Origin of the sequence: Micromonospora sp. NPDC005237, from assembly GCF_040607775.1 — a bacterium.
Taxonomy (GTDB): Bacteria; Actinomycetota; Actinomycetes; order Mycobacteriales; family Micromonosporaceae; genus Micromonospora.
On sequence record NZ_JBEXHJ010000008.1, the window covers coordinates 275,430 to 297,588 of the forward strand.

The 22,159-nt window shown below is 72.5% G+C and carries 21 protein-coding genes; 7 read left to right on the forward strand and 14 right to left on the reverse strand.

Translation table 11 applies throughout. The features are described from left to right. Positions 1–42: 42 nt before the first annotated feature. Genes cutA through ABZT87_RS23175 form a run of 3 tightly spaced genes read right to left on the reverse strand, consistent with a single transcriptional unit; the run spans position 43 to position 2,222 of the window. On the reverse strand, positions 43–363 hold the full coding sequence (gene cutA / locus ABZT87_RS23165) for a divalent-cation tolerance protein CutA (RefSeq protein ID WP_234590601.1): 321 nt from the start codon (positions 361–363) through the stop codon (positions 43–45). A 9-nt stretch (positions 364–372) separates the two neighbouring features. Beyond that, a complete protein-coding gene (locus ABZT87_RS23170) occupies positions 373–1,389 on the reverse strand; it encodes a 1-acyl-sn-glycerol-3-phosphate acyltransferase (RefSeq protein WP_355138024.1) in 1,017 nt (338 codons plus the stop codon). Then, positions 1,389–2,222 carry a patatin-like phospholipase family protein gene (locus tag ABZT87_RS23175; protein ID WP_354862678.1) on the reverse strand — a complete coding sequence of 278 codons (834 nt, stop codon included), beginning with the start codon at positions 2,220–2,222 and terminating at the stop codon, positions 1,389–1,391. The genes ABZT87_RS23170 and ABZT87_RS23175 overlap by 1 nt, the downstream gene beginning before the upstream one ends. A 165-nt stretch (positions 2,223–2,387) precedes the next feature. On the opposite strand from ABZT87_RS23175, the gene ABZT87_RS23180 reads away from it, so the two are divergent. Next, positions 2,388–3,887: a serine/threonine-protein kinase gene (locus tag ABZT87_RS23180; protein WP_355138026.1), complete on the forward strand. Its 1,500-nt coding sequence runs from the start codon at positions 2,388–2,390 to the stop codon at positions 3,885–3,887. A gap of 15 nt (positions 3,888–3,902) precedes the next feature. Here the strand turns inward: ABZT87_RS23180 and ABZT87_RS23185 are convergent, their stop codons facing one another. The 9 genes from ABZT87_RS23185 to ABZT87_RS23225 form a co-directional block, all read right to left on the reverse strand. Then, on the reverse strand, positions 3,903–4,958 hold the full coding sequence (locus ABZT87_RS23185) for a glycosyltransferase family 4 protein (RefSeq protein ID WP_355138231.1): 1,056 nt from the start codon (positions 4,956–4,958) through the stop codon (positions 3,903–3,905). Positions 4,959–5,115: 157 nt separating this feature from the next. After that, the gene (locus ABZT87_RS23190; RefSeq protein ID WP_354862682.1) at positions 5,116–5,775 is read right to left on the reverse strand and encodes a BON domain-containing protein; all 660 of its coding nucleotides are present in this window, start codon (positions 5,773–5,775) and stop codon (positions 5,116–5,118) included. Between the two features lie 187 nt (positions 5,776–5,962). Further along, positions 5,963–7,594 (reverse strand): trypsin-like peptidase domain-containing protein, encoded by a 1,632-nt coding sequence (locus ABZT87_RS23195; protein ID WP_354858524.1) that lies wholly within the window; start codon positions 7,592–7,594, stop codon positions 5,963–5,965. A gap of 62 nt (positions 7,595–7,656) precedes the next feature. After that, a complete protein-coding gene (locus ABZT87_RS23200) occupies positions 7,657–9,216 on the reverse strand; it encodes a HAMP domain-containing sensor histidine kinase (protein ID WP_354858521.1) in 1,560 nt (519 codons plus the stop codon). Then, positions 9,213–9,914, reverse strand: coding sequence for a response regulator transcription factor (locus ABZT87_RS23205; protein WP_030336721.1), 702 nt, complete (start codon positions 9,912–9,914; stop codon positions 9,213–9,215). The genes ABZT87_RS23200 and ABZT87_RS23205 overlap by 4 nt, the downstream gene beginning before the upstream one ends. An 86-nt stretch (positions 9,915–10,000) precedes the next feature. Next, entirely contained in the window at positions 10,001–10,612 is a 612-nt protein-coding gene (locus ABZT87_RS23210) for a PadR family transcriptional regulator (RefSeq protein ID WP_355138028.1), read from the reverse strand. Next, complete coding sequence (locus ABZT87_RS23215; RefSeq protein WP_355138030.1) at positions 10,609–11,433, reverse strand: DUF4097 family beta strand repeat-containing protein; 825 nt, start codon at positions 11,431–11,433, stop codon at positions 10,609–10,611. The genes ABZT87_RS23210 and ABZT87_RS23215 overlap by 4 nt, the downstream gene beginning before the upstream one ends. 295 nt (positions 11,434–11,728) lie before the next feature. Further along, positions 11,729–12,661: a lysophospholipid acyltransferase family protein gene (locus tag ABZT87_RS23220; RefSeq protein ID WP_355063625.1), complete on the reverse strand. Its 933-nt coding sequence runs from the start codon at positions 12,659–12,661 to the stop codon at positions 11,729–11,731. After that, the gene (locus ABZT87_RS23225) at positions 12,658–13,440 is read right to left on the reverse strand and encodes a GNAT family N-acyltransferase (protein ID WP_355138032.1); all 783 of its coding nucleotides are present in this window, start codon (positions 13,438–13,440) and stop codon (positions 12,658–12,660) included. The genes ABZT87_RS23220 and ABZT87_RS23225 overlap by 4 nt, the downstream gene beginning before the upstream one ends. Before the next feature lie 151 nt (positions 13,441–13,591). Between ABZT87_RS23225 and ABZT87_RS23230 the strand changes: the two genes are divergently transcribed. The 3 genes from ABZT87_RS23230 (at position 13,592) to ABZT87_RS23240 (ending at position 16,136) form a co-directional block, all read left to right on the forward strand. After that, positions 13,592–14,239, forward strand: a complete 648-nt coding sequence (locus ABZT87_RS23230; protein ID WP_355138034.1) for a hypothetical protein — start codon at positions 13,592–13,594, stop codon at positions 14,237–14,239. Between the two features lie 140 nt (positions 14,240–14,379). Continuing rightward, a complete protein-coding gene (locus ABZT87_RS23235; RefSeq protein ID WP_355063629.1) occupies positions 14,380–15,315 on the forward strand; it encodes an ABC transporter ATP-binding protein in 936 nt (311 codons plus the stop codon). Next, positions 15,312–16,136: an ABC transporter permease gene (locus ABZT87_RS23240; RefSeq protein ID WP_355138036.1), complete on the forward strand. Its 825-nt coding sequence runs from the start codon at positions 15,312–15,314 to the stop codon at positions 16,134–16,136. The genes ABZT87_RS23235 and ABZT87_RS23240 overlap by 4 nt, the downstream gene beginning before the upstream one ends. A gap of 76 nt (positions 16,137–16,212) precedes the next feature. Here ABZT87_RS23240 and ABZT87_RS23245 read toward each other — a convergent pair whose 3' ends face one another. Both ABZT87_RS23245 and ABZT87_RS23250 read right to left on the reverse strand, forming a co-directional pair. Next, entirely contained in the window at positions 16,213–16,620 is a 408-nt protein-coding gene (locus ABZT87_RS23245; protein ID WP_354858505.1) for a hypothetical protein, read from the reverse strand. Then, complete coding sequence (locus tag ABZT87_RS23250; RefSeq protein WP_354858503.1) at positions 16,617–16,955, reverse strand: hypothetical protein; 339 nt, start codon at positions 16,953–16,955, stop codon at positions 16,617–16,619. The genes ABZT87_RS23245 and ABZT87_RS23250 overlap by 4 nt, the downstream gene beginning before the upstream one ends. A gap of 266 nt (positions 16,956–17,221) precedes the next feature. Between ABZT87_RS23250 and ABZT87_RS23255 the strand changes: the two genes are divergently transcribed. The 3 genes from ABZT87_RS23255 to ABZT87_RS23265 all read left to right on the forward strand — a co-directional run bounded on the left by ABZT87_RS23255 (position 17,222) and on the right by ABZT87_RS23265 (position 22,075). Further along, positions 17,222–20,971, forward strand: coding sequence for a multifunctional oxoglutarate decarboxylase/oxoglutarate dehydrogenase thiamine pyrophosphate-binding subunit/dihydrolipoyllysine-residue succinyltransferase subunit (locus tag ABZT87_RS23255; protein WP_355063635.1), 3,750 nt, complete (start codon positions 17,222–17,224; stop codon positions 20,969–20,971). Positions 20,972–21,094: 123 nt separating this feature from the next. Next, a complete protein-coding gene (locus ABZT87_RS23260) occupies positions 21,095–21,274 on the forward strand; it encodes a DUF6104 family protein (RefSeq protein ID WP_355063637.1) in 180 nt (59 codons plus the stop codon). Positions 21,275–21,379: 105 nt separating this feature from the next. After that, positions 21,380–22,075 (forward strand): DUF998 domain-containing protein, encoded by a 696-nt coding sequence (locus tag ABZT87_RS23265; protein WP_355138037.1) that lies wholly within the window; start codon positions 21,380–21,382, stop codon positions 22,073–22,075. Positions 22,076–22,159: the final 84 nt, after the last annotated feature.

The window sequence follows — 22,159 nt, forward strand, 5'->3', positions numbered from 1 at the left end:
CATCATCGAAAACCGACGGCGGACGGCCCAGAGTGCGCGTACCTAGGGTCGGGTGTGGTCGTGCACCCAGGCCGCGTACCCGGGATCACCACTGTCCACCCGCGACACCAGGATCTCCGGGACCTCGTACGGGTGGCTGGCCCGGATCTGGTCCACCAGCGCGGCCAACCGATCCGGCGCGGTCTTGAACTGCACGGACCACTCGGTGCTCGTCTCCACCCCGGAGCGCCACCAGTAGGTGCTGTCCACCTGACCGCCGACCTGGGCACAGGCGGCGAGCCGCCCGGCGACGGCCGCGGCCGCCAGCACGTCCGCAACCGAACGCGCATCCACCACCGTCGTCACCACGCAGATCTGGTCCACGAGCGCACCCTACGCGGCGCTGTCCCGATTGGCCGCGATCCACGTGTCAATCTGCGCCCACCAGTCGAAGAGCCAGTCGATGCGCTGCTGCCGGCCGGTCGGCACCTCCTCCGGGGGCACCGACCAGAACCGCATCACGATCTGCTTGTCCATGGGCAGCTCCCGCCACACGTCGGCGACGGTGCGCATCCGGTCGAGTCCGGTGTGGGCGACGAAGATGACCCCGGCGTCCGGGGCGGCGTCCAACGCGGCGAGCACCCCACCGGGCTGCGGGGCGAGCACGTGGCGCATCCGTTCCGCGCGCTGCGCCATCCGCTCCAGGCCGAGGGACCGCAGCCGGGCGATGGCCCGCAGTCGGCGCTTGGGGGTGAAGTTGCCGCCCTCCGGGAAGATCACGAAGGCGTCGTTGTCGTCCAGGCCGGTGGCGAGGTGCCCGACCTGGCGTACCGTCTCCTCGCCGCGCTCCGGTGTGGGCGCGATGAACCGGTTGGGCAGGCGGTTGAGCAGCACGTCAATCGCCGGATCCCACTGGAGACTGTCCTTGAGCACGATCCGCGGCTCCCGGTTGAACCAGTTGACCAGACCGTGGATCAGGATGAACGAGTCACCCGGCCCGGCGTGCCGGCAGAGCACCAGCTCGGGCCGACCGGGCAGCGCGGTGTCCGGGTCCGTGCCGACCACGTCGATGTGCAGCCGCAGCGACCAGCGGGCCTGCCAGAACAGCACCCGCAGGAACCAGCCGGCCAGCACGTAGTGCGCGCGCTGGAAGGCCGGGGACCGGCTGCGCCAGCCGAACCCGGACGCCAGCCACAGGACGAACAGCGCGAGCAGCGCGGCAGCGTCCCAGACCAGGTAGACGCAGCCGATCCAGAGCAGACGCAGGGGGCGTAGCCGGCCCGGGACCAGCGGCGAGACGGCCGCCGCGAGCAGCGCCCAGACCGGCAGCGTGGTCACCACGGCGATCGCGAGCAGCACCACGCCGGGGGCGATCAGCAGCCGCCGCAGCCACCTGGGGGGCAGCGGCATCAGCGCTCCACGTGGGTGGCGAGGTAGCGGCGCGAAGCGGTGTACGCCCGGCTGATCCGCCGTCCCACCGCCGCGATGTCCCGGTACGCCCACGGCGTGTCGTCGCGTGGGTTCAACCCACCGGTCGGCAGGACGTGCACCTCCACCCCCTCGGGCAGCGCGGCCATCTCGCGGAAGAAGCGGTGCCGGCGGGATATCTCGAACGCGACCTGGGCGATCTCCCACGGTCGCCGGGGTGGCGTCAGCTCCCGTTCGATCCGGCCCACCTGGAGGACGAAGATCTGGCCGGCGCCCGCGGCCACCGCCTCGCCGATCGGGATGGAGTTGACGATGCCGCCGTCGACGTAGTGCGCGCCGTCGATCTCGGTGGGCGGGAGCAGGCCCGGCACCGAGGCCGACGCCAGCACGGCCGGCACCACCGGGCCGCTGGAGAACCAGTGCTCGGCGGCCCGCTCGATGTGCGCGGCGCAGCAGCGGAACGGCACCCGCAGGTCGGCGAAGGTGGTGTCGGCGCCCAGTTCGGATTCCAGCAGCCGGCGCAGCGGCCGGGGCGAGTGCAGGTGGGTGCGGGCGGCGAAGCGGCGCAGTTGCCGGGCGACCGAGTCGCCGTACACCTCGCTGGCCTCGGGTGAGGCCCAGAGCCGCACCAGCCGGTCGGTCACCGCCTCGGACGGGTCGGCGGCGACCAGCGCGCCGTTGACCGCGCCGATCGAGGTGCCGAGCACCATGTCGGGTTGGATGCCAGCGCGGAACAGGGCCCGCAACATGCCCACCTCGACGGCGCCGAGCACCCCTCCGCCACCGAGAACGAACGCCACCGGTCCCCCCGCCATGTCCTCATCCTGGCACGCGCCCGCCGCCACCAGTCGGCCGCCGCCCACCGGGCGGTGGGCGCACCCCGCCCGCCGTCCGCCACCATCGGGCACATCGGCCGTTGACAGGCAGGACACATTCGCGCAACCTGATACGGCTCCCACCCCCGAGGGCAGGTGCGATCCGTGAAGGCAGCGCTGCATCCGGGCCGATTGCTGGCCCGCAGGTACCGACTCATCGACCAGATCGGCTCCGGCGGCATGTCGGTGATCTGGCGGGCGCGGGACGAGGTGCTCGACCGCGTCGTGGCGCTCAAGGTGCTCGCGCCGTCACTCGCCGCCGACGCGCGGTTCCGCGACATGGTGCGGGAGGAGGCGCGCGCCGCCGCCCAGTTGGTGCACCCGCACGTGACGGCGGTGCACGACTACGGCGAGACGGTCGACCCGGACGGGACCATCACCTCGTTCGTGGTGATGGAGCTGCTCAGCGGCGAGGAGCTGGAGCTGCGGCTCACCGAGGGCCCGCTGCCGTGGCCGGAGGCGGTCGAGCTGGGCGCCCAGGTCGCGGACGCGCTGGCCGCCGCGCACCGGCTGGGCATCGTGCACCGCGACATCACCCCGGCCAACGTCATGATGACGGCGATGGGGGTGAAGGTCCTCGACTTCGGCATCGCCACCCGGATCGGCGCCCCGGACGAGGACGAGGACGGCGGCACCTTCGGCACCCCGGCGTACGTGGCCCCGGAACGGCTCCACGGCGCACCCGCCCAGCCGGCCACCGACGTCTACTCGCTCGGCGTGCTGCTGCACGAGGCGTTGACCGGCCGGGTGCCCTACCCGGCGGACACCTGGGAGCAGCTCAGCGCCGCGCTGGCCGGCGGCCCGGCGCCGACCCTGGCCGACGTGCCGGAGCTGCCCGCGGCGGTGGCCCGGATCTGCCTGCGGAGCCTCTCCCGGGACCCGGCGGACCGACCGACGGCCCGGCAGCTCGCCACCGAGCTGCGCGGCCACCTCCCGCCGCCCGACCCACCGACCGCCACGATCCGGGTGCCCACCCTGGCCCTGCCGCCGTCGACGACGACCCCGCCGCTGAGCGCCGCGGGGACGGCGCACGCGGGCGACGCGACGGCACCGCTGGCGGACGAGGTGACGGCGCTGTCCGGTGCGGGGCCCGGCCGGTCCCGCCGGCGGGTGGCGCTGCTGCTCCTGATCCCGGTGGTGCTGGCCGTCGGTGTGGCGCTGGCCGGTGCGGCACTGCTGCCCGACCGGCAGCCGGATCGCCGGGCCCAGCCGTCGGCCGGCCCGGCGACGCCCGTGCCGCCCGACCCGCCGACCGACCCGCCGGCCACCGAGCCGTCCCGGCCGACCCCGGCACCGTCGTCGCCACCGGCCACCCGCGCGCCCACCGGCGAGCCGGGCACCCTCGTGGAGGCCGCCAACCGTGTCGACGGGCTGATCGACGCCGGCCTACGCGACGGGGAGATCCGCGACGATGTCGGCCTCGACCTGCGCAACGAGCTGCGCAACCTGCTGGCCGCCGCCGGCTCCGGCCGGGACGAGCTGGCCCGACCGGTGGCCCGGCTGCGCGAGAAGGTCACGGTCCGGCTGGGCGAGGGGGCGATCAGCCCGGCGTACGCGCAGCGGCTGGACGCCGCCATCGCCGAGCTGGGCGCGGCCCGGGTCTGAACCGGGGCGACACCGTCAACGGACCGCGACGGGGGCCGTCTCGCGGGCAGCGGGCCGCCCGAGGGCGAAGCGCCGGTAGACGTCCTCGTAGCCGTACGCCATCCGCTCGACCGAGAAGTTCTCGGCGACGTGCGCCACACAGTCCAGCGGGTCCAGCTCCCGAACGGCCAGCAGTGCGGCGGGCAGCTCGGCGGGCTGCCGACAGACCAGCCCGGTGAGCCCGGGCCGAACCAGTTCGGGCACCGCGCCCCGGTCGAGCGCGACCACCGGCGTACCCGTCGCCATCGCCTCCACCATCACCATGCCGAACGGCTCCTCCCACTGGATCGGCATGATCAGGCAACGGGCGTCGACGAGCATCCGCAGGGTCTCGGCGCGGTCGGCGTTGAGCACGACGGACACGTCCTCGTCGACCAGCGGCGCGACGACCTGCTCGAAGTAGCGCCGCTCAGCCGGCTCGTTGCACTTGCCGGCCAGCAGCAGCGGCAGGCCGGCCTCCCGGCAGGCGCGGATGGCGATGTCCGGGCCCTTGTCCGGGCTGAACCGGGCCAACCACAGCACCGGCCCGGGGCCGGGCGCGGTCTTACGCGGGAAGCCACGCAGGTCCAGCGCGTTGTGCACGGTGCCGGCCCAGGGCAGGCTCGGGTTGAGTCGGCGCTGCGCGTGCGAGATGGCCACCAGGGCGACGTCCTCGTCGGCCTCGCCGAGCACGTCGCCGTACTCCCCCACCGGGTTGCCGTGCACCGTCGCCACCGTCGGCACGGACCGGCGGCCGGCCACGAGCGGGCCGATCGTGGTGTGGTCGTGGATCACGTCGAAGTCGGCCGGCGTGATCATGCGGTTCACCCGGGCCAGGTGCGCAAGCTCCGGCAGCGACTCGCCGAGCCGCTCGTACTGGACCTCGGCGACGGTGGAGACGAAGCCGCCGGCGTCGGTGCCGTGCTGCTCGCCGGCACCGAACAGCGTCACCGCGTGGCCGTGCGCGGACAACTCGTCCACCAGGCAGGCCACCACCTGCTCCAGGCCGCCGTAACCGGGCGGCGGCACGGACAGCCATGGCGGGACCACCATCGCTATGCGCAACGACCGCTGCGGCGAGCGGTCGGCGGGCGGGTGGTTCACGGCCACGAGTCCTCCCCGTTGATCCCCGATCGGGTATCGCCGTCGGTCGGCATGGTCCGCGGCGGTTTCCCCACCCGGCCTCCGGTAAACCGGACAAGACGGACGCCTACCCGCCGACCAGGAGTTGGTCGTGCACGGCTCGTACGCCCGGCGCCGACCACGCCACCCGATCCACCTGGTCCCGTTCCCACCACGAGCGGACCACCCCGGCGAGGACCAGCGTGTCGCCGTCCACCTCCACCGTCACCCGCTCGGCGCCGAGCGTGCGCGCCAGGGCACGTCGGACGTCCTGCCGCAGCCGCTCGCCGGCCGGTGGCGCGGACGGCCGCACCTCGACCAGGTTGGTGATTCCCCGTACCCCGTCCAGCCGGCGCAGCTCCCCCTCGGCGGCCCGGCGCTGCCACCCGAACTCGACCTCGCCGCGCAGCATCAACCAGCCGTTGGCGACGGTGACGTCCAGCCGTTCGGCGGGCACGAAACTGTCCCACTCCAGGGCCCGGGCCGCGGCGAGGGCGATATCGCCGTCGGTACGCCCCGGTGTCCCCGGCAGGCGTACCTCGATCTCGTCGGCCACCACGCGTACCCCCCGCACCCGTTGGGCGCAGCGGGTCGCCGCCCACGCACGGGCCGCGCCGTCCACGAAACCGGTCAGGGTGACCACTCCCTGGTCGACGGCCACCCCGATCTCGTTCGGTCGCAGCCGCGGATCCCAGGCCAGCTCGGCCAGGACCTCGCGCTGGATCCACTCGTCGTCGTCGACATCCACCCTGCTCACGGCCCACCCCCCGTACGCTCGCCGGCTCGCCTGCCGACCGTGCCGCTCGCACGGGTGACGGCGGTTCACCCCAAGAGGGTGAACCGCCGTCCGGGCGGAAAAAAGCGGCGGGTGACGGAGCCGACCCCCTCGGCCCCGCCACCCGCCGCCGGAGGGAGGAGGCAGGTTCAGTTGTCGGTCAGGACGTCTCGGCGAGCGTCACGGTCGCCGTCTTCTCGGCGCCGTTGCGCTTGAAGTGCACCTCGACCCGGTCGCCGACCTTGCCGGCCTGCACCGCGCCGACCAGGTCGTCGGAGTCGTTGATCACCTTGTCGCCGAAGCGGGTGACCACGTCGCCGCGCTGCAGGCCGGCCTTCTCGGCGGCGCTGCCCGCGGTGACCGAGGCGATCAGCGCGCCGCCGCCCTCGGCCTGGTTGACGCCGACCCCGAGCGACGGGTGGCTGACCTTCTCGCCGCGCTGGAGCTTGCCGGCGACGTCCTTGGCCTTGTTGCTGGGGATGGCGAAGCCGACGCCGATGTTGCCGGTGCTCTGCCCGGAGGTGGCGATGGCGGTGTTGACGCCGATCACCTCACCCCGGGTGTTGACCAGCGCGCCACCGGAGTTGCCGGGGTTGATCGGCGCGTCGGTCTGCAGCAGCCCGGAGATCGAGCTGACCGCCTGGCTCTGCTGGTTCGGGTCCTGCTGCTGGCCCTCGCCGGCCCGGATGGTGCGGTCCCGGGCGCTGAGGATGCCCGCGGTCACCGAGCCCTGGAGGCCGAGCGGGCTGCCCAGGGCGAGCACCTGGTCGCCGACCTGCATGGCGTCGCTGTCGCCGAACGTGGCCGGCTTGAGGTCGCTCACCCCGTTGGCCTTGACCACGGCCAGGTCGGTCTTCGGGTCGGTGCCGACGATCTTCGCCTGGGCGTTCTTGCCGTCGGCGAAGACGACCTGCACGGTGTCCCCGCTGGCGGAGGCGACCACGTGGTTGTTGGTGAGCACGTAACCGTCGGCGCTGAGCACCACGCCGGAGCCCTCGCCGCTGTCGGTGGCGATGGAGACGACGCTGTCCTGTACGGACGCGGCGATCTTCGGCAGGTCGGCGCTGTTGAGCACGGGGGCCGCGGAGTAGGTGCGGGTGACGCCGCCGTTGTCGCCGTCGAGGGCGAGCGCGAGCGCCCCACCGGCGACGCCGGAGCCGAGCATCAGGGCGAACACCGCGACGCCGGCGCCGGCGAACTTGGCGATCCGGCCCGGACGGGGCCCGGCGCCAGGCGGTGTGGCCTGCGGGCCCCAGGGCGGCACGGGCTGCCCCGGCTGGTGCTGCGGGTGCTGCTGGTGCTGGGCGTGCTGGGGGTAGGCCGCGCCCGGCTGGCCCCCGCCGGCCCAGCCGGACTGCTGGCCCGCGTGCCAGCCGGCGCCCGGGTACTGGCCGGCGGCCGGCTGTGGGTAACCGGAGTAGCCGGGCTGGCCCGGGTAGCCAGGCTGGCCGGAGTGGCCGGGCGCCGGGTGGCCGGAGACCGGGTACGGCGGCGCGGATCCACCGGCGGCGGCCGGCGTCTCGTACCCCGTGGGCTGGCCCACGGTCGGCGGCTCGTACCCGGTCGGCTGCCCGGTGTGGGGAGCGGACCCGGTCGGTCCGTCGGGAGCGGCGGACGCGGCCGGAGTGGCGACGGTGGGCGCGGTGTCCCCGTCGGTCGAGACGACCGGAACGGGGGTGGTCGGAGAGTCGGACTGCGCGCGCGCGTCGCGCGGCAGCTCGGCGGTGGGGTGCGACGGCTCGGCGTCGGTGGGGGCCGGCCGGCGCTGCGGGTCGGACTCGAACTCGGTCATGGGACTACCTTCTCCCCCGGCACTGCAATCAACCTGGAACCGTCCTGGAAGTTGGCTGAAAGTCACTCGCCCAGGTCGTCGCCCTTGGGCACCTGCGGCAGCCGGACCCGGAAGGTGGCTCCGCCACCGGGTGTCTCGAGCACCTCGACCGAGCCGTGGTGGGCGGCGACCAGCGCCGCCACGATGGCCAGGCCGAGGCCGGTGCCGGTGTTGCCGTCGGCCCGTCGGGTCCGGGCCGCGTCGGCCCGGTAGAACCGCTCGAAGACCCGCTCGGACTGTTCCCGGGAGAGACCGGGGCCGGTGTCGACCACCTCCACGACGGCGAGGTTGCCCGGCTCGGCGCGCAGGCGCACACTGACGTCGGCTTCCGGCGGGGTGTGGGTCAGCGCGTTGGTCACCAGGTTGCCGATGATCTGCCGCAGCCGCGCGTCGTCGGCGTAGACGACGAGCGGGCCGGAACCGGGCTCGATCTCCAGCTCGATCCGCCGGTCCGGAGCGATCGCGCGCGCCGCCTGCACGGCGTCGGAGGCCAGCACCGGCAGCTCCACCGGGGCCAGCGAGAGCGGGCGTTCCCGGTCCAGCCGGGCGAGCAGCAGCAGGTCCTCCACCAGCAGACCCATCCGGGCGGCCTCGTCCTCGATGCGGCGCAGCAGCCCGGCGGTCTGCTCCGGCGCGCGGGCCGCGCCCTGGCGGTACAGCTCGGCGAAGCCACGGATGGTGGTCAGCGGGGTGCGCAGCTCGTGCGAGGCGTCCGCCACGAACTGCCGCATCCGCTCCTCGGAGCGTCGGGCCCGCGCCTCGGACGCCTGGGCGGCGGCGGCCGCGTCCCGGGCGGTGCTCTCCGCCGAGCGGGCCGCCGTCTCCGAGGCCGCCCGGGCGGTGAACGCCGCCTCGATCTGGGTGAGCATCGCGTTCAGCGCGCGGGAGAGCCGGCCCAGCTCGGAGGTGGGATGCTCGTGGCCCTCTTCGGGGTCGGGCACCCGGCGGGTCAGGTCGCCGCCGGCGATGGCGGCGGCGGTCCGTTCGATCTCCACGAGGGGCTTGAGGCTGGTCCGCACGATCGCCGCGCCGACCGACGCGAGCAGGATCAGCACCGCCCCGCCGACCAGCAGGTCGATCCAGGCCAGCCGCTTGACGGCGAGGTCGACGTCGGTCAGGTGCTCGCCGATCGCCGCCATCTGACCGCTGGGTAGCTCCGTGTAGAGCATCCGCCAGCGCACCGAGCTGTCCCGGGCGCGAACGGTGAACGGATCACCGTGGCTCTGCTCCTGCGTCTGGAACCCGGCGGCGTCGCTCGGCCACGGCGGCAGATCGCTCACCGAGAAGCGAGAATCGTCGTAGACGGAGATCTGCACCTTGCCGGTGGTCGGGCTGGTCAACACCACCAGGTAGTCGCTCGGCAGCGAGACACCTGTCGACTTCGGCGTGATGGACTGGATCCGGTTGGCCGAGTCCCGCAGTTCGAGGTCGATCTGGCCGACCAGATAGCTGTGCAGGAAGTACGCGGTCGAGACACTGATCACCACCAGGGCACCGGAGACCAGCGCGAGCACCGAGGCGACCAGCTTCACCCGCAGCGGTACGCCCCGCAGCCGTCCCTTGGCCTGCTGGACCGCGTTCACGCCGCCGGCTTGCGCAGCACGTACCCCACGCCGCGGAGGGTGTGGATCAGCCGAGGCTGGGTGGTGTCGACCTTGCGCCGCAGGTAGGAGATGTAGGACTCGACGATGTTGTCGTCACCACGGAAGTCGTAGTTCCAGACGTGGTCGAGGATCTGCGCCTTGGACAGCACCCGGTTGGCGTTGAGCATCAAATAGCGCAGCAGCTTGAACTCGGTCGGCGAGAGCTGCACCCGCTGCCCGGCCCGGTGCACCTCGTGGGTCTCCTCGTCCAGCTCCAGGTCGGCGAAGGTGAGCCGGGACGGGGCCTGCTCGCCGGTGGTGGTGCGGCGCAGCACGGCGCGAATCCGGGCGGTCAGCTCCTCCAGGCTGAACGGCTTGGTGACGTAGTCGTCGCCGCCCAGGGTGAGCCCGCGGATCTTGTCGTCGGTGGCGTCCCGGGCGGTCAGGAACACCACCGGGGTACGCGTGCCGCCCTCGCGCAGCATCCGGATGACCTCGAAGCCGTCCAGGTCCGGCAGCATGACGTCGAGCACGACCAGGTCGGGCCGGTGGTCCTTGGCGGCGTTGAGCGCCGCGCTGCCGCTGGTTGCGGTGGCCACGTCGAAGCCCGCGAAGCGCAGGCTCGCGGAGAGGAGTTCGAGGATGTTGGGGTCGTCCTCGACGACGAGAAGTCGCGCCTCGGTCTGGGTAGCGGGCATGGGCCCAATCATCGGTGACCTCACTGCACCGGCGCTGGACGCTCGCTGGAAAAACCCTGTGAGTCGCCGGGGCGGGCGGGCGGACGTCAGCGCAGCAGCCGGCGCAGCCCGTCCAGGGCGCCGTCGAGCAGCCGGATCGCCGTGCGCAGTTGAGTGTCGCTGAACTGCCGCGCCCGCGCCAGACGGCTCACCTCGGCGGTGAACGAGGCCAGCCGCTGATCGAACTCGTCGAGCAGGGCGGCGCGCGGCACGTCGGCCGACGGGGGCCGGTACGGCGACGCGGGCGGCTCCCACCGCGTACGCCGGGTCTGCCGGGTGGCCTCGCTCAGCTCCCGCTTGAGGTCGCGCGTCGAGCCGCGCACCTCGCTGCGGATCTCGCCGGCCAGGGTGGAGAGATCCGCCACCGAGGCCGCGATGTCCGCTTCCAACGCGGTCAGCTCACCGGCGCGCTGGCGCAGCTCGGCGAGGCCGGCGTCGGTGATGGCGTACGTCTTGCGGCCCCCGGCGGCGGTGTGGCTCACCAGCCCCTCGACCTCCAGCCGTTGCAGCCGGGGGTAGATGGTGCCGGCGCTGGGCGCGTAGAGCCCGAGGAACCGGTCCTCCAGGAGGCGGATCAGCTCGTAGCCGTGCTTGGGGCCGTCGTCGAGGAGCTTGAGCAGGTAGAGCCGGAGCCGCCCGTGGCTGAACACGGCGGTCACGGCAACTCCTCCTCGTCGGCAGTCACCGGTCGGGCGAGGAGCGAAATGCTCCCCGACGTCGCGGAGGCCCAGAGCTTACCTTCGCCGGCGCCGAGCACCCCCTCGCTGCTCGGAAGCGGGAATCGCGAGTTGCGCACCTGCGGGAAGCCGCTGGTGATCCGACCGGAGGCGGTGTTCAGCCGGACGGCGAGGTCGCTGTCCTCGCGGACCCGGACGGTGATGCTGCCCGAGATGGTGGTGAGCCGGATCTCGCTGCGTCGGGGGTTGTCCAGGTCGCAGGTGATGGCGCCGGAGACGGTCTGCGCCCGTACCCGGTCGGCGGCGCTGTCGGCGAGGGTCACCTCCCCGGAGACGGTCTCCAGGGTGAGGTCACCGCGCACGCCGAGCGCCTCCACCGGCCCGGAGGTGATCTTCGCGGAGGTGCTGCCGCGCAGGCCCATCAGGGTGATCTGGCCGGAGACGACGTGGGCCGTGGTCTGCCGCCGCAGACCGGAGGCGACCAGCGACCCGGAGACCAGGTCCAGGTCGGCGAGGACATCGGCGGGCACGGCGACGGAGACGTCCACCCGCGGATAGCGGTGGATCATCTGGAACCACCGCAGGACCTCCGACCAGCCGTGGCCGCGTTTTTGACGGATGGTGAGCCGGCCGTCGGAGTGGTCGATCAGGACGGGCCGACGGCCGACGTGGGTGACGTCGATCCGGGTCGGGCCGTCGGTGGCGACGACGTTGAGTCGTCCACTGATCAGGCGGACGTCCAGCCGGGTGACCGGGCCGTCCACGGTGAGCCGCTGCGGGCTGTCGACCGTCCATCCGGCCATGACGTCCTCCCCTCGGCGACGCGCCCACGCGCGCCGACGAGGAAACCCTAACGCGATACATCGCGACACACAAGACTGTCGCGAGTCGTCACCGCGACCCTGACCACGGCGCCAGCCACCAGCCCCGGCCTTCCAACGACGAGGGGAAGGGATGCTCCGGTCGCCTCCTTTGCTCTGCTTCAACCCAGGCAACACAAGCGGGCCGCAAGTGTTGCGTGGGTTGAAGCAGAGCAAAGGGCGATCCGACCTACTCCGGCGCCGGAATCGGCGCGTGTTCAAGCGATGAATCCTCCTCTCAGGCCGCCAGGTCCAGGTCCCGGCCGGCAGGCACCTGCGGCACGGAACCCGCCGGGGTCATGGTGGGGACCGGCCGCAGCCGGGTCCGCGTCGGGACAACCGGCATCAGGTGTACGGCAGACTCGGCGGCCCGGGCCAGCAACCGCCGGTCGGCGTCGCCAGCCGGGTGCAGCGCGGCGGCGATCGTCACCGACACCACCAGTTGCCGCGCCGCGACCACCCGAGCGACCGAGCGCAGCAGGGTGTCCGCGCCGAGGAAGGCGGCGACCGTCGTGACCGCGCCGGTGGCGGCGCACCGGTAGCCGAGCCGCAGCGGCACCACCGGGCTGCCCGCGTCGATGGCGGCCTGGAACATCGCGGGCCGGAAGCCGCCCCCGGGGCGGCACCCGTCCGCGCCGTCCCCGGCACACCAGGTCGTACCCTCGGGAAACACCGCGACCGACCGGCCGGCGCGCAGCGTGTCGGCGAGCCGGCGCACGGTGGCCGGCAGCGCCCGCGGCCGGGACCGGTCCACGAAGACCGTGCCCGCCGCCGCAGCGAGCAGCCCGACCACCGGCCAGGACCGGATCTCCCGCTTCGCCACCATGCGGGTGGGCGCGACCGCCAGGACGGCGAGGATGTCCAGCCACGAGACGTGGTTGGCGACCAGCAGCGCGCGCCGCCGGGGCAGCCGACCCCGGATCACCAGCCGGACGCCGAACGCGCGAACGGTGCCGCGGGCCCAGCCGCGCAGCACCGCCTGCCGCTCACGTGCCGGCAGCACGGGCAGCAGCACCGCCACTCCCACCCCGGCCAGCAGCATCCCGCTCGCCGCGACCAACCGGAGCACCCGGCGAACCACCGGCACCGTGGGCACCTCGCCGGCCGCCGGCAGGCAGTCGTCGTCGCAGCCCGAGAAGGGCCGCCACAGGTCCCGCGCTCCGAGGGTCACCGCTGGTCCCCGCCCAGGAAGTGCCGCAGGTAGCGCGGGTTCATCCGGTCCAGGGAGAAGAGCACGTAGAAGTCCGCGCACCCGAAGTCGGGGTCGTACGCGGGCTCACCGCAGATCCACGCGCCGAGCCGCAGGTAACCACGCAGCAGCGGCGGCACCGCCACCCGAGCGGCCGGGTCGGTGGCGCAGGCCGGGGCAGCCGGGGCGGCGGCCGGCTCGGCGAACCACGGGCGCAGTGGGCGCACCCGCAACGGCGGGGGCGACAGGTGCCGGGCCTGGGCCTGGGCCCACACCCCGGCGACCGTCCGACCACCGTCGTCGACCGGCACCGAGGCGCAGCCGCCGAGCCAGCGGGAGCCGCGCAGGTGCAGGTAGCGGGTGAGCCCCGCCCACATCAGGTTGATCACCGCACCGGAGCGGTGGTCCGGGTGCACGCAGGACCGACCCGTCTCGACGAGGTCGTCGCGCAGCGGGTCCAGCGCGCCGAGGTCGAACTCGTCCTCGGCGTACCGCCGGTCGGTACGCCCCGGCGGCAGCAGCCGGTACGTGCCGACCACCTGCCCGGTGCTGTCCTCGCGGACGATGAGGTGGTCGCAGTGGACGTCGAAGGGGTCCACGTCCAACCCGGCGCCGCCGGGTGCGAGGGTGGCACCCAACTCGGTGGCGAACACCTCGTGACGCAGGCGTTGCGCGGCCGCGACCTGGGTGGGGTCGTCGGCGATCAGCAGGGTGTATCCGCTGGTCGTCAGGGGTGCGCCAGCGACATGCAGAACGGCCATGGGATCTGTGTAGGTGCCCCGGGTTGCCATCGGATCGCACCACTGGTGTCGACCGGATGAACGCCGGCCGGCGGATGCCTCCGACCCGGTCCGTGCGAGGCTGCCCAGCGGGCCGGCGACGGCGCCGCCCCACGCCACACGGAGGTCGCCCATGCGCATCGAGTCCCGCCACAACGGGCCCACCGGCTCGGGCAACGGCGGCTGGAGCGCCGGCCTCTTCGCCGCCGCCGCCGGTGGATCCGGACCGGTGGAGGTGACGCTGCGTCGGCCACCGCCGCTGGAGACGGCGCTGAGCCTGGTCGACGGCGAGGTCCGGGACCCGGCCGGCGAGCTGGTGGCCGAGGTTCGCCCCGCCGGTGCCGTGGACGCCGTCGTGCCGCCGGTCGACCGGGAGACGGCGGTGCAGGCGTCGACCCGCTACCCCGGGTTCGTCGAGCATCCGTACCCCGAGTGTTTCGTCTGTGGTCCGCGCCGGAACGACGGGTTGCGGATCTTCCCCGGCCGGTTGCCGGACGGCCGGACCGCCGCGCCGTTCCGCGCACCCGAGCAGGTCAGCGATGCCACGGTCTGGGCCGCGCTGGACTGCCCCGGCGGCTGGACGGTGCTCGCGCCGGGCCGCCCGTACCTGCTCGGCCGGATCGCCGCGGTGGTCACCGCCCGGCCGGCGCCGGGCGACGAGTGCGTGGTGACCGGCGCGCTGATCGGTGTCGACGGCCGCAAGGCGCTTGTGCACACCAGCCTGTACGGCCCCGGCGGCGCGCTGCTCGGCTCGGCCCGGGCCACCTGGATCGCCCGCTGAGGCCCCGCCGTCGTCCGCAGGGAGGAGACGACTCCACCCCAAGGGGGACCACGCCGTAGGGACCGAGCCTGATTGACCTTGTTGCTCGGTACCGTCACGCTGTGCCACGGCGTACCTCGACGCCACACGGGAGGAGAACGATGACTGACGGGCAGCGAAGCCCCACCAGCGACGGTCAGATCGTGGTGTCCGGTCTGACGAAGCAGTACAAGAACGTGCGGGCGGTGAACAACCTGTCCTTCACCGTGGCACCGGGGCGGGTGACCGGCTTCCTCGGCCCGAACGGCGCCGGTAAGACCACCACGCTGCGCATGCTGCTCAACCTGGTCACGCCGACCGGGGGCACCGCCACCATCAGCGGGCAGCGCTACGCCGATCTCGCCGACCCGCTGCGGCACGTCGGCGCGATCCTGGAGGCGTCCAGCGCGCACAAGGGCCGCACCGGCATCAACCACCTGCGGGTGATCTGCGCGGCGGCCGGCCTGCCCAAGTCCCGGGCCGACGAGGCGCTGGAGCTGGTCGGGTTGACCCCGGCGGCGAAGCGCAAGTTCAAGGGCTACTCGCTGGGCATGAAGCAGCGGCTCGGTATCGCCGCCGCGATGCTCGGTGACCCGCGGGTGCTGATCCTCGACGAGCCGGCCAACGGGCTGGACCCGGAGGGCATCCGGTGGATGCGCGGGTTCCTCAAGAACCTCGCCCACGAGGGCCGCACGGTGCTGGTCTCCAGCCACCTGCTGTCGGAGATGCAGCTGCTCGCCGACGACGTGGTGATCATCGCGGCGGGCCAGCTGGTCCGGCAGGGTCCGGTCGAGCAGGTGCTCGGGTCGATGGCGCAGGGCGCCCGGGTCCGGGTCCGCACCCCGCAGGCCGAGGCGCTGACCACCGCGTTGAAGGCGCAGTCGGCCACGGTCGACACCGACGAGCAGGGCATCCTGCTGGTCTCCGGGGTGGACGCCCCGACGATCGGCCGGGCCGCCCTGGCCGCCGGTGTGGAACTGCACGAACTGACCACCGAACGGCCCGACCTGGAACGGGTCTTCCTGGAGCTGACGGCCGGAAAGGCGGGCATCCGATGAACCTCGTCCGATCCGAGTTGCTCAAGATCCGTACCACCAACACCTGGTGGGTCTTCGCGCTGATCAGCCTGCCGCTGTGGGCGCTCACGCTGCTCATCAACTGGTTGCAGGCCGACGCGTTGACCAGCAACAACCTCGGCGAGGTGTCGGGCGAGCAGGCGGACCAGATCGCTGCGGCGGCCACCCCGGACGCGCTCTCGTCGAACCTGTTCACCACCGGGCAGTTCTTCGGCCTGCTGATCGTGATGCTGCTCGGCATCATCGTGGTGACCAGCGAGTTCTTCCACCAGACGGTCACCACCACCTTCCTCACCAACCCGCACCGCACCGCGGTGATGGTCGCCAAGCTGGTCGCGGCGGGTGTGCTGGCGCTGCTGTTCTGGCTGGTCACCACGGTGTTCAACCTGATCGCCGGCTCGGCGGTGCTGAACGCCGTCGGGGTGGACTCACAGTTGGGCAACGACGCGGCCTGGCGGGCGATCGGGTTGAACCTGCTCGCGTACCTGCTCTGGGCGGTGTTCGGCGTCGGCATCGGCGTGCTGATCCGCAGCCAGATCGGCGCCACCGTGACCGGCATCCTGCTCTACCTGGGCGGCTCGATCGGCGCCATCCTGGTGATCACCATCCTGGCCAACCGGTGGGGTGACTGGATCAACAACCTGCAACTGCTGGTGCCGTCGCTGGCCTCGTCGCTGATGGTCACCGGGGCGGACATCCCGGGTAACCCGCCGCGCTGGGCGGGCGCCGCCGTGCTCATCGGGTACGCGGTGGTCACCGGCGTGGTCGGCACCCTGCTGATGCGTCGGCGCGACATCTCCTGACCGACGCGAGTTCCGGGGTGGCGGCGGCACGGCCGCCACCCCGGGCCGGCTCCGGCTCCGCCGGGCTGCCGGCACCTCACCCGCCCGGGCAGCCCCGGCCGCCGCTGATCGGAATGCACTGGGTGACCACCGGGTCGGGCTCCTGGTCGGCGGGAATGTGCCCGGTCAGCCCACTGGTGGTCAGGCTGGCGACCAGGGCGACCGCCACGTACAGCAGCACCGTCCCGCCGAGCGCCCCGGCGAAGTGCCGACGCCAGAGGGCCTCCCCCGCCAACCCGGCCAGCAGCAGGCCAAGCACCGGAAGCACCGCGTTGAGCACGAGCCCGGTCGTCAGCAGGGCGTCCGTGGTCGCGCCGAACGCCTGCGCCTCGTCCGCGGTCGGCGTGTACGGCCTGGCCAAGCGCCGGATCAGGCCCACCAGCAGCAGGAACGGCACCCCGTAGAGCCAGGCGAAGAAGAGCCCGCCGAGGCCGAGCCGCTTCACGAGCGACCCAGGTACACGGCGGCGCAGACCCCGACGCTGAGCACCGCGGCCGTGGTGCCGGCGAGCACCGCCGAGGGGACGAGTCGGACGACCAGCGCGGTCACCAGCGCCGTCACGACCAGCAGCCCGAGGAGCACCGGCGTGCCCCACACCAGAGCGACGAACACCAGCGACTCGCCCGGCGACAGGCAGCTGAACCAGGCCGCGCAGTCGTCGTGCGGCGCGCTCGGCACGCTCGTCGTGCCCACCGCCATGGCCGCGATCGCGGTGACGTACCAACCGGACGCCACCGCCATGCTCCGGCCGTAGCGCCCCCGTACCCCGTCATGATCCATGCGCCCGATCGTCGCGGACGGCGTTGGCCCGGGACATCCGTACCGGTACTCAATCTGGCGGTACCAGCCGTACCAGCCGGCGACGGGTCGCGCAGGGGTTGGTGAACTTCTGGCATCTTCTGTGAAACCGGCCACCCGACCGAGGCGGAAATGCCGCCGGGATCCTTACGGCGTAGCCTGGGAGTCGTCCTGTCCGTGGTCCATCAACTGGACGCGACGGACACCGCGTGACACATAAACCCGCGTGAAAGAGGCGATTACCGGCCGTGTCGACCCAGCAGACTTCGCAGGAGAACCCACTGGCGGGTTTCGGCCCGAACGAGTGGATCGTCGAGGAGATGTACCAGCGGTACCTCGCCGACCCAACGAGCGTCGATTCGGCCTGGCACGACTTCTTCGCCGACTACCGGCCGGCGCCCGGCGCCGGCACACCGCGCAGGGCTGAGACGTCGGGCAAGCCCGCCGCCGCGCCCGAGCCGGACGGCCAGCCGGAGCCGGCGGCCACGGTCAGCCAGCCCAGCGCCCCGGCGAAGCCGACCGCCGCCGCCAGCAAGACGGCCGCGGCGCCGTCGGCACCGGCCAAGGCCGCGCCCGCGAAGGCCACCCCGGAGAAGGCCGCACCGGCCAAGCCGGCCGCGAAGGCGGCCGCGCCGAGCGCCGACGGCCCGCAGACCACCCCGCTGCGGGGTGTCGCCGCGAAGATCGTGCAGAACATGGACGCCTCGCTGAGCGTGCCCACCGCGACAAGCGTCCGCGCGGTCCCGGCGAAGCTGCTGGTCGACAACCGCATCGTGATCAACAACCACCTCGCCCGGGGGCGCGGTGGCAAGGTCAGCTTCACCCACCTGGTCGGCTACGCGATGGTCCGCGCGCTGGTCCAGCACCCGGAGATGAACAACTCCTTCGCCGAGGCCAACGGCAAGCCGGCCGTGGTCCGCCCGGCGCACGTCAACCTCGGCATCGCGATCGACCTGGCCAAGCCGGACGGCAGCCGCAACCTGGTGGTCCCCTCCATCAAGGGTTGCGAGCAGATGGACTTCCGGCAGTTCTGGCAGGCGTACGAGGACGTGGTCCGGCGGGCGCGGCGCAACGAGCTGACCATGGAGGACTACTCCGGCACCACGATCTCGCTGACCAACCCGGGCGGCATCGGCACGGTGCACTCCATGCCGCGGCTCATGCAGGGGCAGAGCGCGATCATCGGCGTGGGCGCGATGGAGTACCCGGCCCCCTACCAGGGCATGTCCGAGGCGACTCTCGCCGAGCTGGCGGTCAGCAAGGTCATCACGCTGACCAGCACGTACGACCACCGCATCATCCAGGGCGCGCAGTCCGGCGAGTTCCTCAAGGTCATGCACGAGCTGATCCTGGGCGAGCACAGCTTCTACGACGAGATCTTCACCTCGCTGCGCATCCCGTACGAGCCGGTGCGCTGGGTGCGCGACGTGGCCGTCAACTCCGAGGGTCAGATCAACAAGACCGCCCGGGTGCACGAGCTGATCCACGCGTACCGCGTGCGCGGTCACCTGATGGCCGACACCGACCCGCTGGAATTCCACATCCGCAAGCACCCCGACCTGGACGTCCTCCAGCACGGGCTGACCCTGTGGGACCTGGACCGCGAGTTCCCGGTCAACGGCTTCGCCGGCCGCCAGCGGATGAAGCTGCGCGAGATCCTCGGCGTGCTGCGCGACTCGTACTGCCGGCGCGTCGGCATCGAGTACATGCACATCCAGGACCCGGAGGAGCGGCGCTGGATCCAGGAGCGGATCGAGCGCAAGTACGAGAAGCCGTCCCCCGACGAGCAGAAGCACGTGCTCAACCGGCTCAACGCCGCCGAGGCGTTCGAGACCTTCCTGCAGACCAAGTACGTCGGCCAGAAGCGCTTCTCGCTGGAGGGTGGCGAGTCGCTGATTCCGCTGCTGGGCGAGGTGCTCGAGTCCTCCGCCGAGAGCGGGCTGGACGAGGTCGTCATCGGCATGGCCCACCGGGGCCGGCTCAACGTGCTGGCCAACATCGTCGGCAAGCCGTACGAGAAGATCTTCTCGGAGTTCGAGGGTCACCTCGACCCGCGCTCGACGCAGGGCTCCGGCGACGTGAAGTACCACCTGGGTCAGAACGGCAAGTTCACCACCCCGGACGGCGAGCACGTCGTCAAGGTGTCCCTGGTGGCGAACCCGTCGCACCTGGAGGCCGTCGACCCCGTGCTGGAGGGCATCGTCCGGGCCAAGCAGGACCGGATCGACCTCAAGCTGGAGGGCTACACCGTGCTGCCGCTGGCGGTGCACGGCGACGCCGCGTTCGCCGGGCAGGGTGTGGTCGCCGAGACGCTCAACCTGTCGCAGCTGCGCGGCTACCGCACCGGCGGCACCGTGCACGTGGTGGTCAACAACCAGGTCGGCTTCACCACCGCCCCGGAGTACAGCCGGTCCAGCCTCTACAGCACCGACGTGGCCCGGATGATCCAGGCGCCGATCTTCCACGTGAACGGCGACGACCCGGAGGCCGTGGTCCGAGTGGCCCGGCTGGCCTTCGAGTACCGGCAGGCGTTCAACAAGGACGTCGTGATCGACATGGTCTGCTACCGCCGGCGCGGCCACAACGAGGGCGACGACCCGTCGATGTCCAACCCTCAGATGTACAAGATCATTGACTCGAAGCGTTCGGTGCGCAAGCTCTACACCGAGGAGCTGATCGGTCGCGGCGACATCACCGTGGAGGACGCGGAGGAGCTGCTGCGCGACTACCAGGCGCAACTGGAGAAGGTCTTCAAGGCCACCCGGGACGCCGCCGCCACGCCGCGCCAGCTCAACCGCCCCCGCCACGAGGAGGAGCCGGAGCCGGCGGTCGACACCGCCACCGACGCCGCCGTGGTGAAGGCGATCGGCGAGGCCCACGTCAACCTGCCCGAGGGCTTCACTCCGCACAAGCGGATCCAGCAGCTGCTCGACCGGCGGGCCAAGATGTCCGTCGAGGGCAACATCGACTGGGGCTTCGGCGAGATCATCGCGTTCGGGGCGCTGCTGCACGACGGGGTCACCGTCCGGCTCGCCGGGCAGGACTCGCGGCGCGGCACCTTCGTCCAGCGGCACGCGTCGGTGGTCGACCACCGCACCGGCGACGACTACCTGCCGTTGAAGTCGCTCACCGGCGATGGCGAGCGCTCCCGGTTCTTCGTGCACGACTCGCTGCTGAGCGAGTACGCGGCGATGGGCTTCGAGTACGGGTACTCGGTGGAGAACGTCAACGCGCTGGTCGCCTGGGAGGCCCAGTTCGGTGACTTCGTCAACGGCGCCCAGTCGGTGATCGACGAGTTCATCTCCTCCGGTGAGGTGAAGTGGGGTCAGCGCTCCGCGGTGACCCTGCTGCTGCCGCACGGCCACGAGGGCCAGGGCCCGGACCACACCTCCGGTCGCCCGGAGCGGTTCCTGCAGATGTGCGCCGAGGACAACATGCGGGTGTCCATTCCGACGACCCCGGCGAACTACTTCCACCTGCTGCGACGCCAGGCCCTGTCGCCGAAGCGCAAGCCGCTCGTGGTGTTCACGCCGAAGTCGCTGCTGCGGCACAAGCTCTGCGTCTCGTCGGTGGAAGACTTCACCACCGGCACCTTCCAGCCGGTGCTGCGCGACACCGCCGCCCCGGCACCGGAGTCGGTGAAGCGGGTGCTGCTCTGCTCGGGCAAGGTCTACTACGACCTGTTCCAGGCCCGGCAGGAGCGCGGCATCACCGACACGGCGATCATCCGGATCGAGCAGCTGTACCCGCTGCCGGTGGAGGAGATCCGGGCCGCCCTCGCGCAGTTCCCGAACGCGGAGGACTTCGCCTGGGTGCAGGAGGAGCCGGCCAACCAGGGCGCCTGGTCGTTCGTGGCGCTCAACCTGCTGGAGCACCTCACCGACGTCCGGCTGCGGCGGATCTCCCGCCCGGCCGCGGCGGCCCCGGCGGTCGGCTCGGCCAAGACCCACGAGGTCGAGCAGACCGCGCTCATCGAGGCGGCACTCCCCCGCCCGTGACCTGACCGCGCCACGCGAGCCGGGGCAGGGCCGTTTTCCCACGGTCCTGCCCCGGCTCGCGTCGGTCCATCCGAACCACCGACCCGCCCGGCCCGCGCCGGGCCGAGCACGAGGACGTACGCCGTGTACTTCACCGACCGTGGCATCGAGGAGCTGGTCGAGCGCCGGGGCGACGAGCAGGTGACCCTGGAGTGGCTGGGCGAGCGCCTGCGCGACTTCGTCGACCTCAACCCCGAGTTCGAGACCCCGATCGAGCGCCTGGCCACCTACCTGGCCCGCCTGGACGACCCCGACGACGAGTGACCCTCGGCGGTTGACCCGTCTCTCTGTGTGATGTGCACTGGTGGGGCGGCGTGCGCGGGTCTCCTCGACCCTCACCGGACGCCACCCCGGCGCCAGGAGACGACCATGAAACACCAGCCCGGCAACCCGCCGCAGGACACCGCGACCGTACGCCACCTGCGCCTCGGCATCGGCTCGGTCGGCTTGGCCCTGCCCGTCGCACTGGTGGTCGGCCACATGGTCGCCAGCCGCCGCGTCGTCGTCCTCGACTCGCTCAGCGCCTATTACCACACCGAGATGCGCAACATCTTCGTCGGCGCACTGTGCGCGATCGGGGTGTTCCTGATCGCCTACCGCTACCGCTGGCCGGACGACCTGTTAGGCACGATCGCCGGGACGCTCGCGATCCTGGTGGCCCTGTTTCCGGTACACGGGCCGACCGGAGGCGACAGCCGGCTGGTCGGTCTGGTGCACCAGGCCGCCGCCGGGTCGCTGTTCGTCCTGCTCGCCGCCTTCTGCATGTTCCTGTTCACCCGACCCGACCGTGCTGGGGTGCCGCCCCGACGCGCCGCCAACCGCTGCTACCGCGCGTGCGGCCTGCTCATCCTGGCGGCGATCGCAGGCGCGCTGGCGAGCGGGGCGCTGCCCACCGACGTCCGCCACGCCCTCCAGCCGCTGCTGTGGTGCGAGACCCTCGCCGTGGCCGCCTTCGGCACCGCCTGGGTCGTCAAGAGCGACGCGATCTTCCGGATGGCCGGGCTGCCCGACGCGCCACCGTCCGCCGAGACGATCGGGCCGACGTCCGCGACAGCCGCGTCCTGAACGGACGGGACTCGCCCTGAACCCCGACAGGAACGGGTGCGGGAGCGCAACCTCCAGCGGACACTCTGGCTGGCCCGCCGGGTC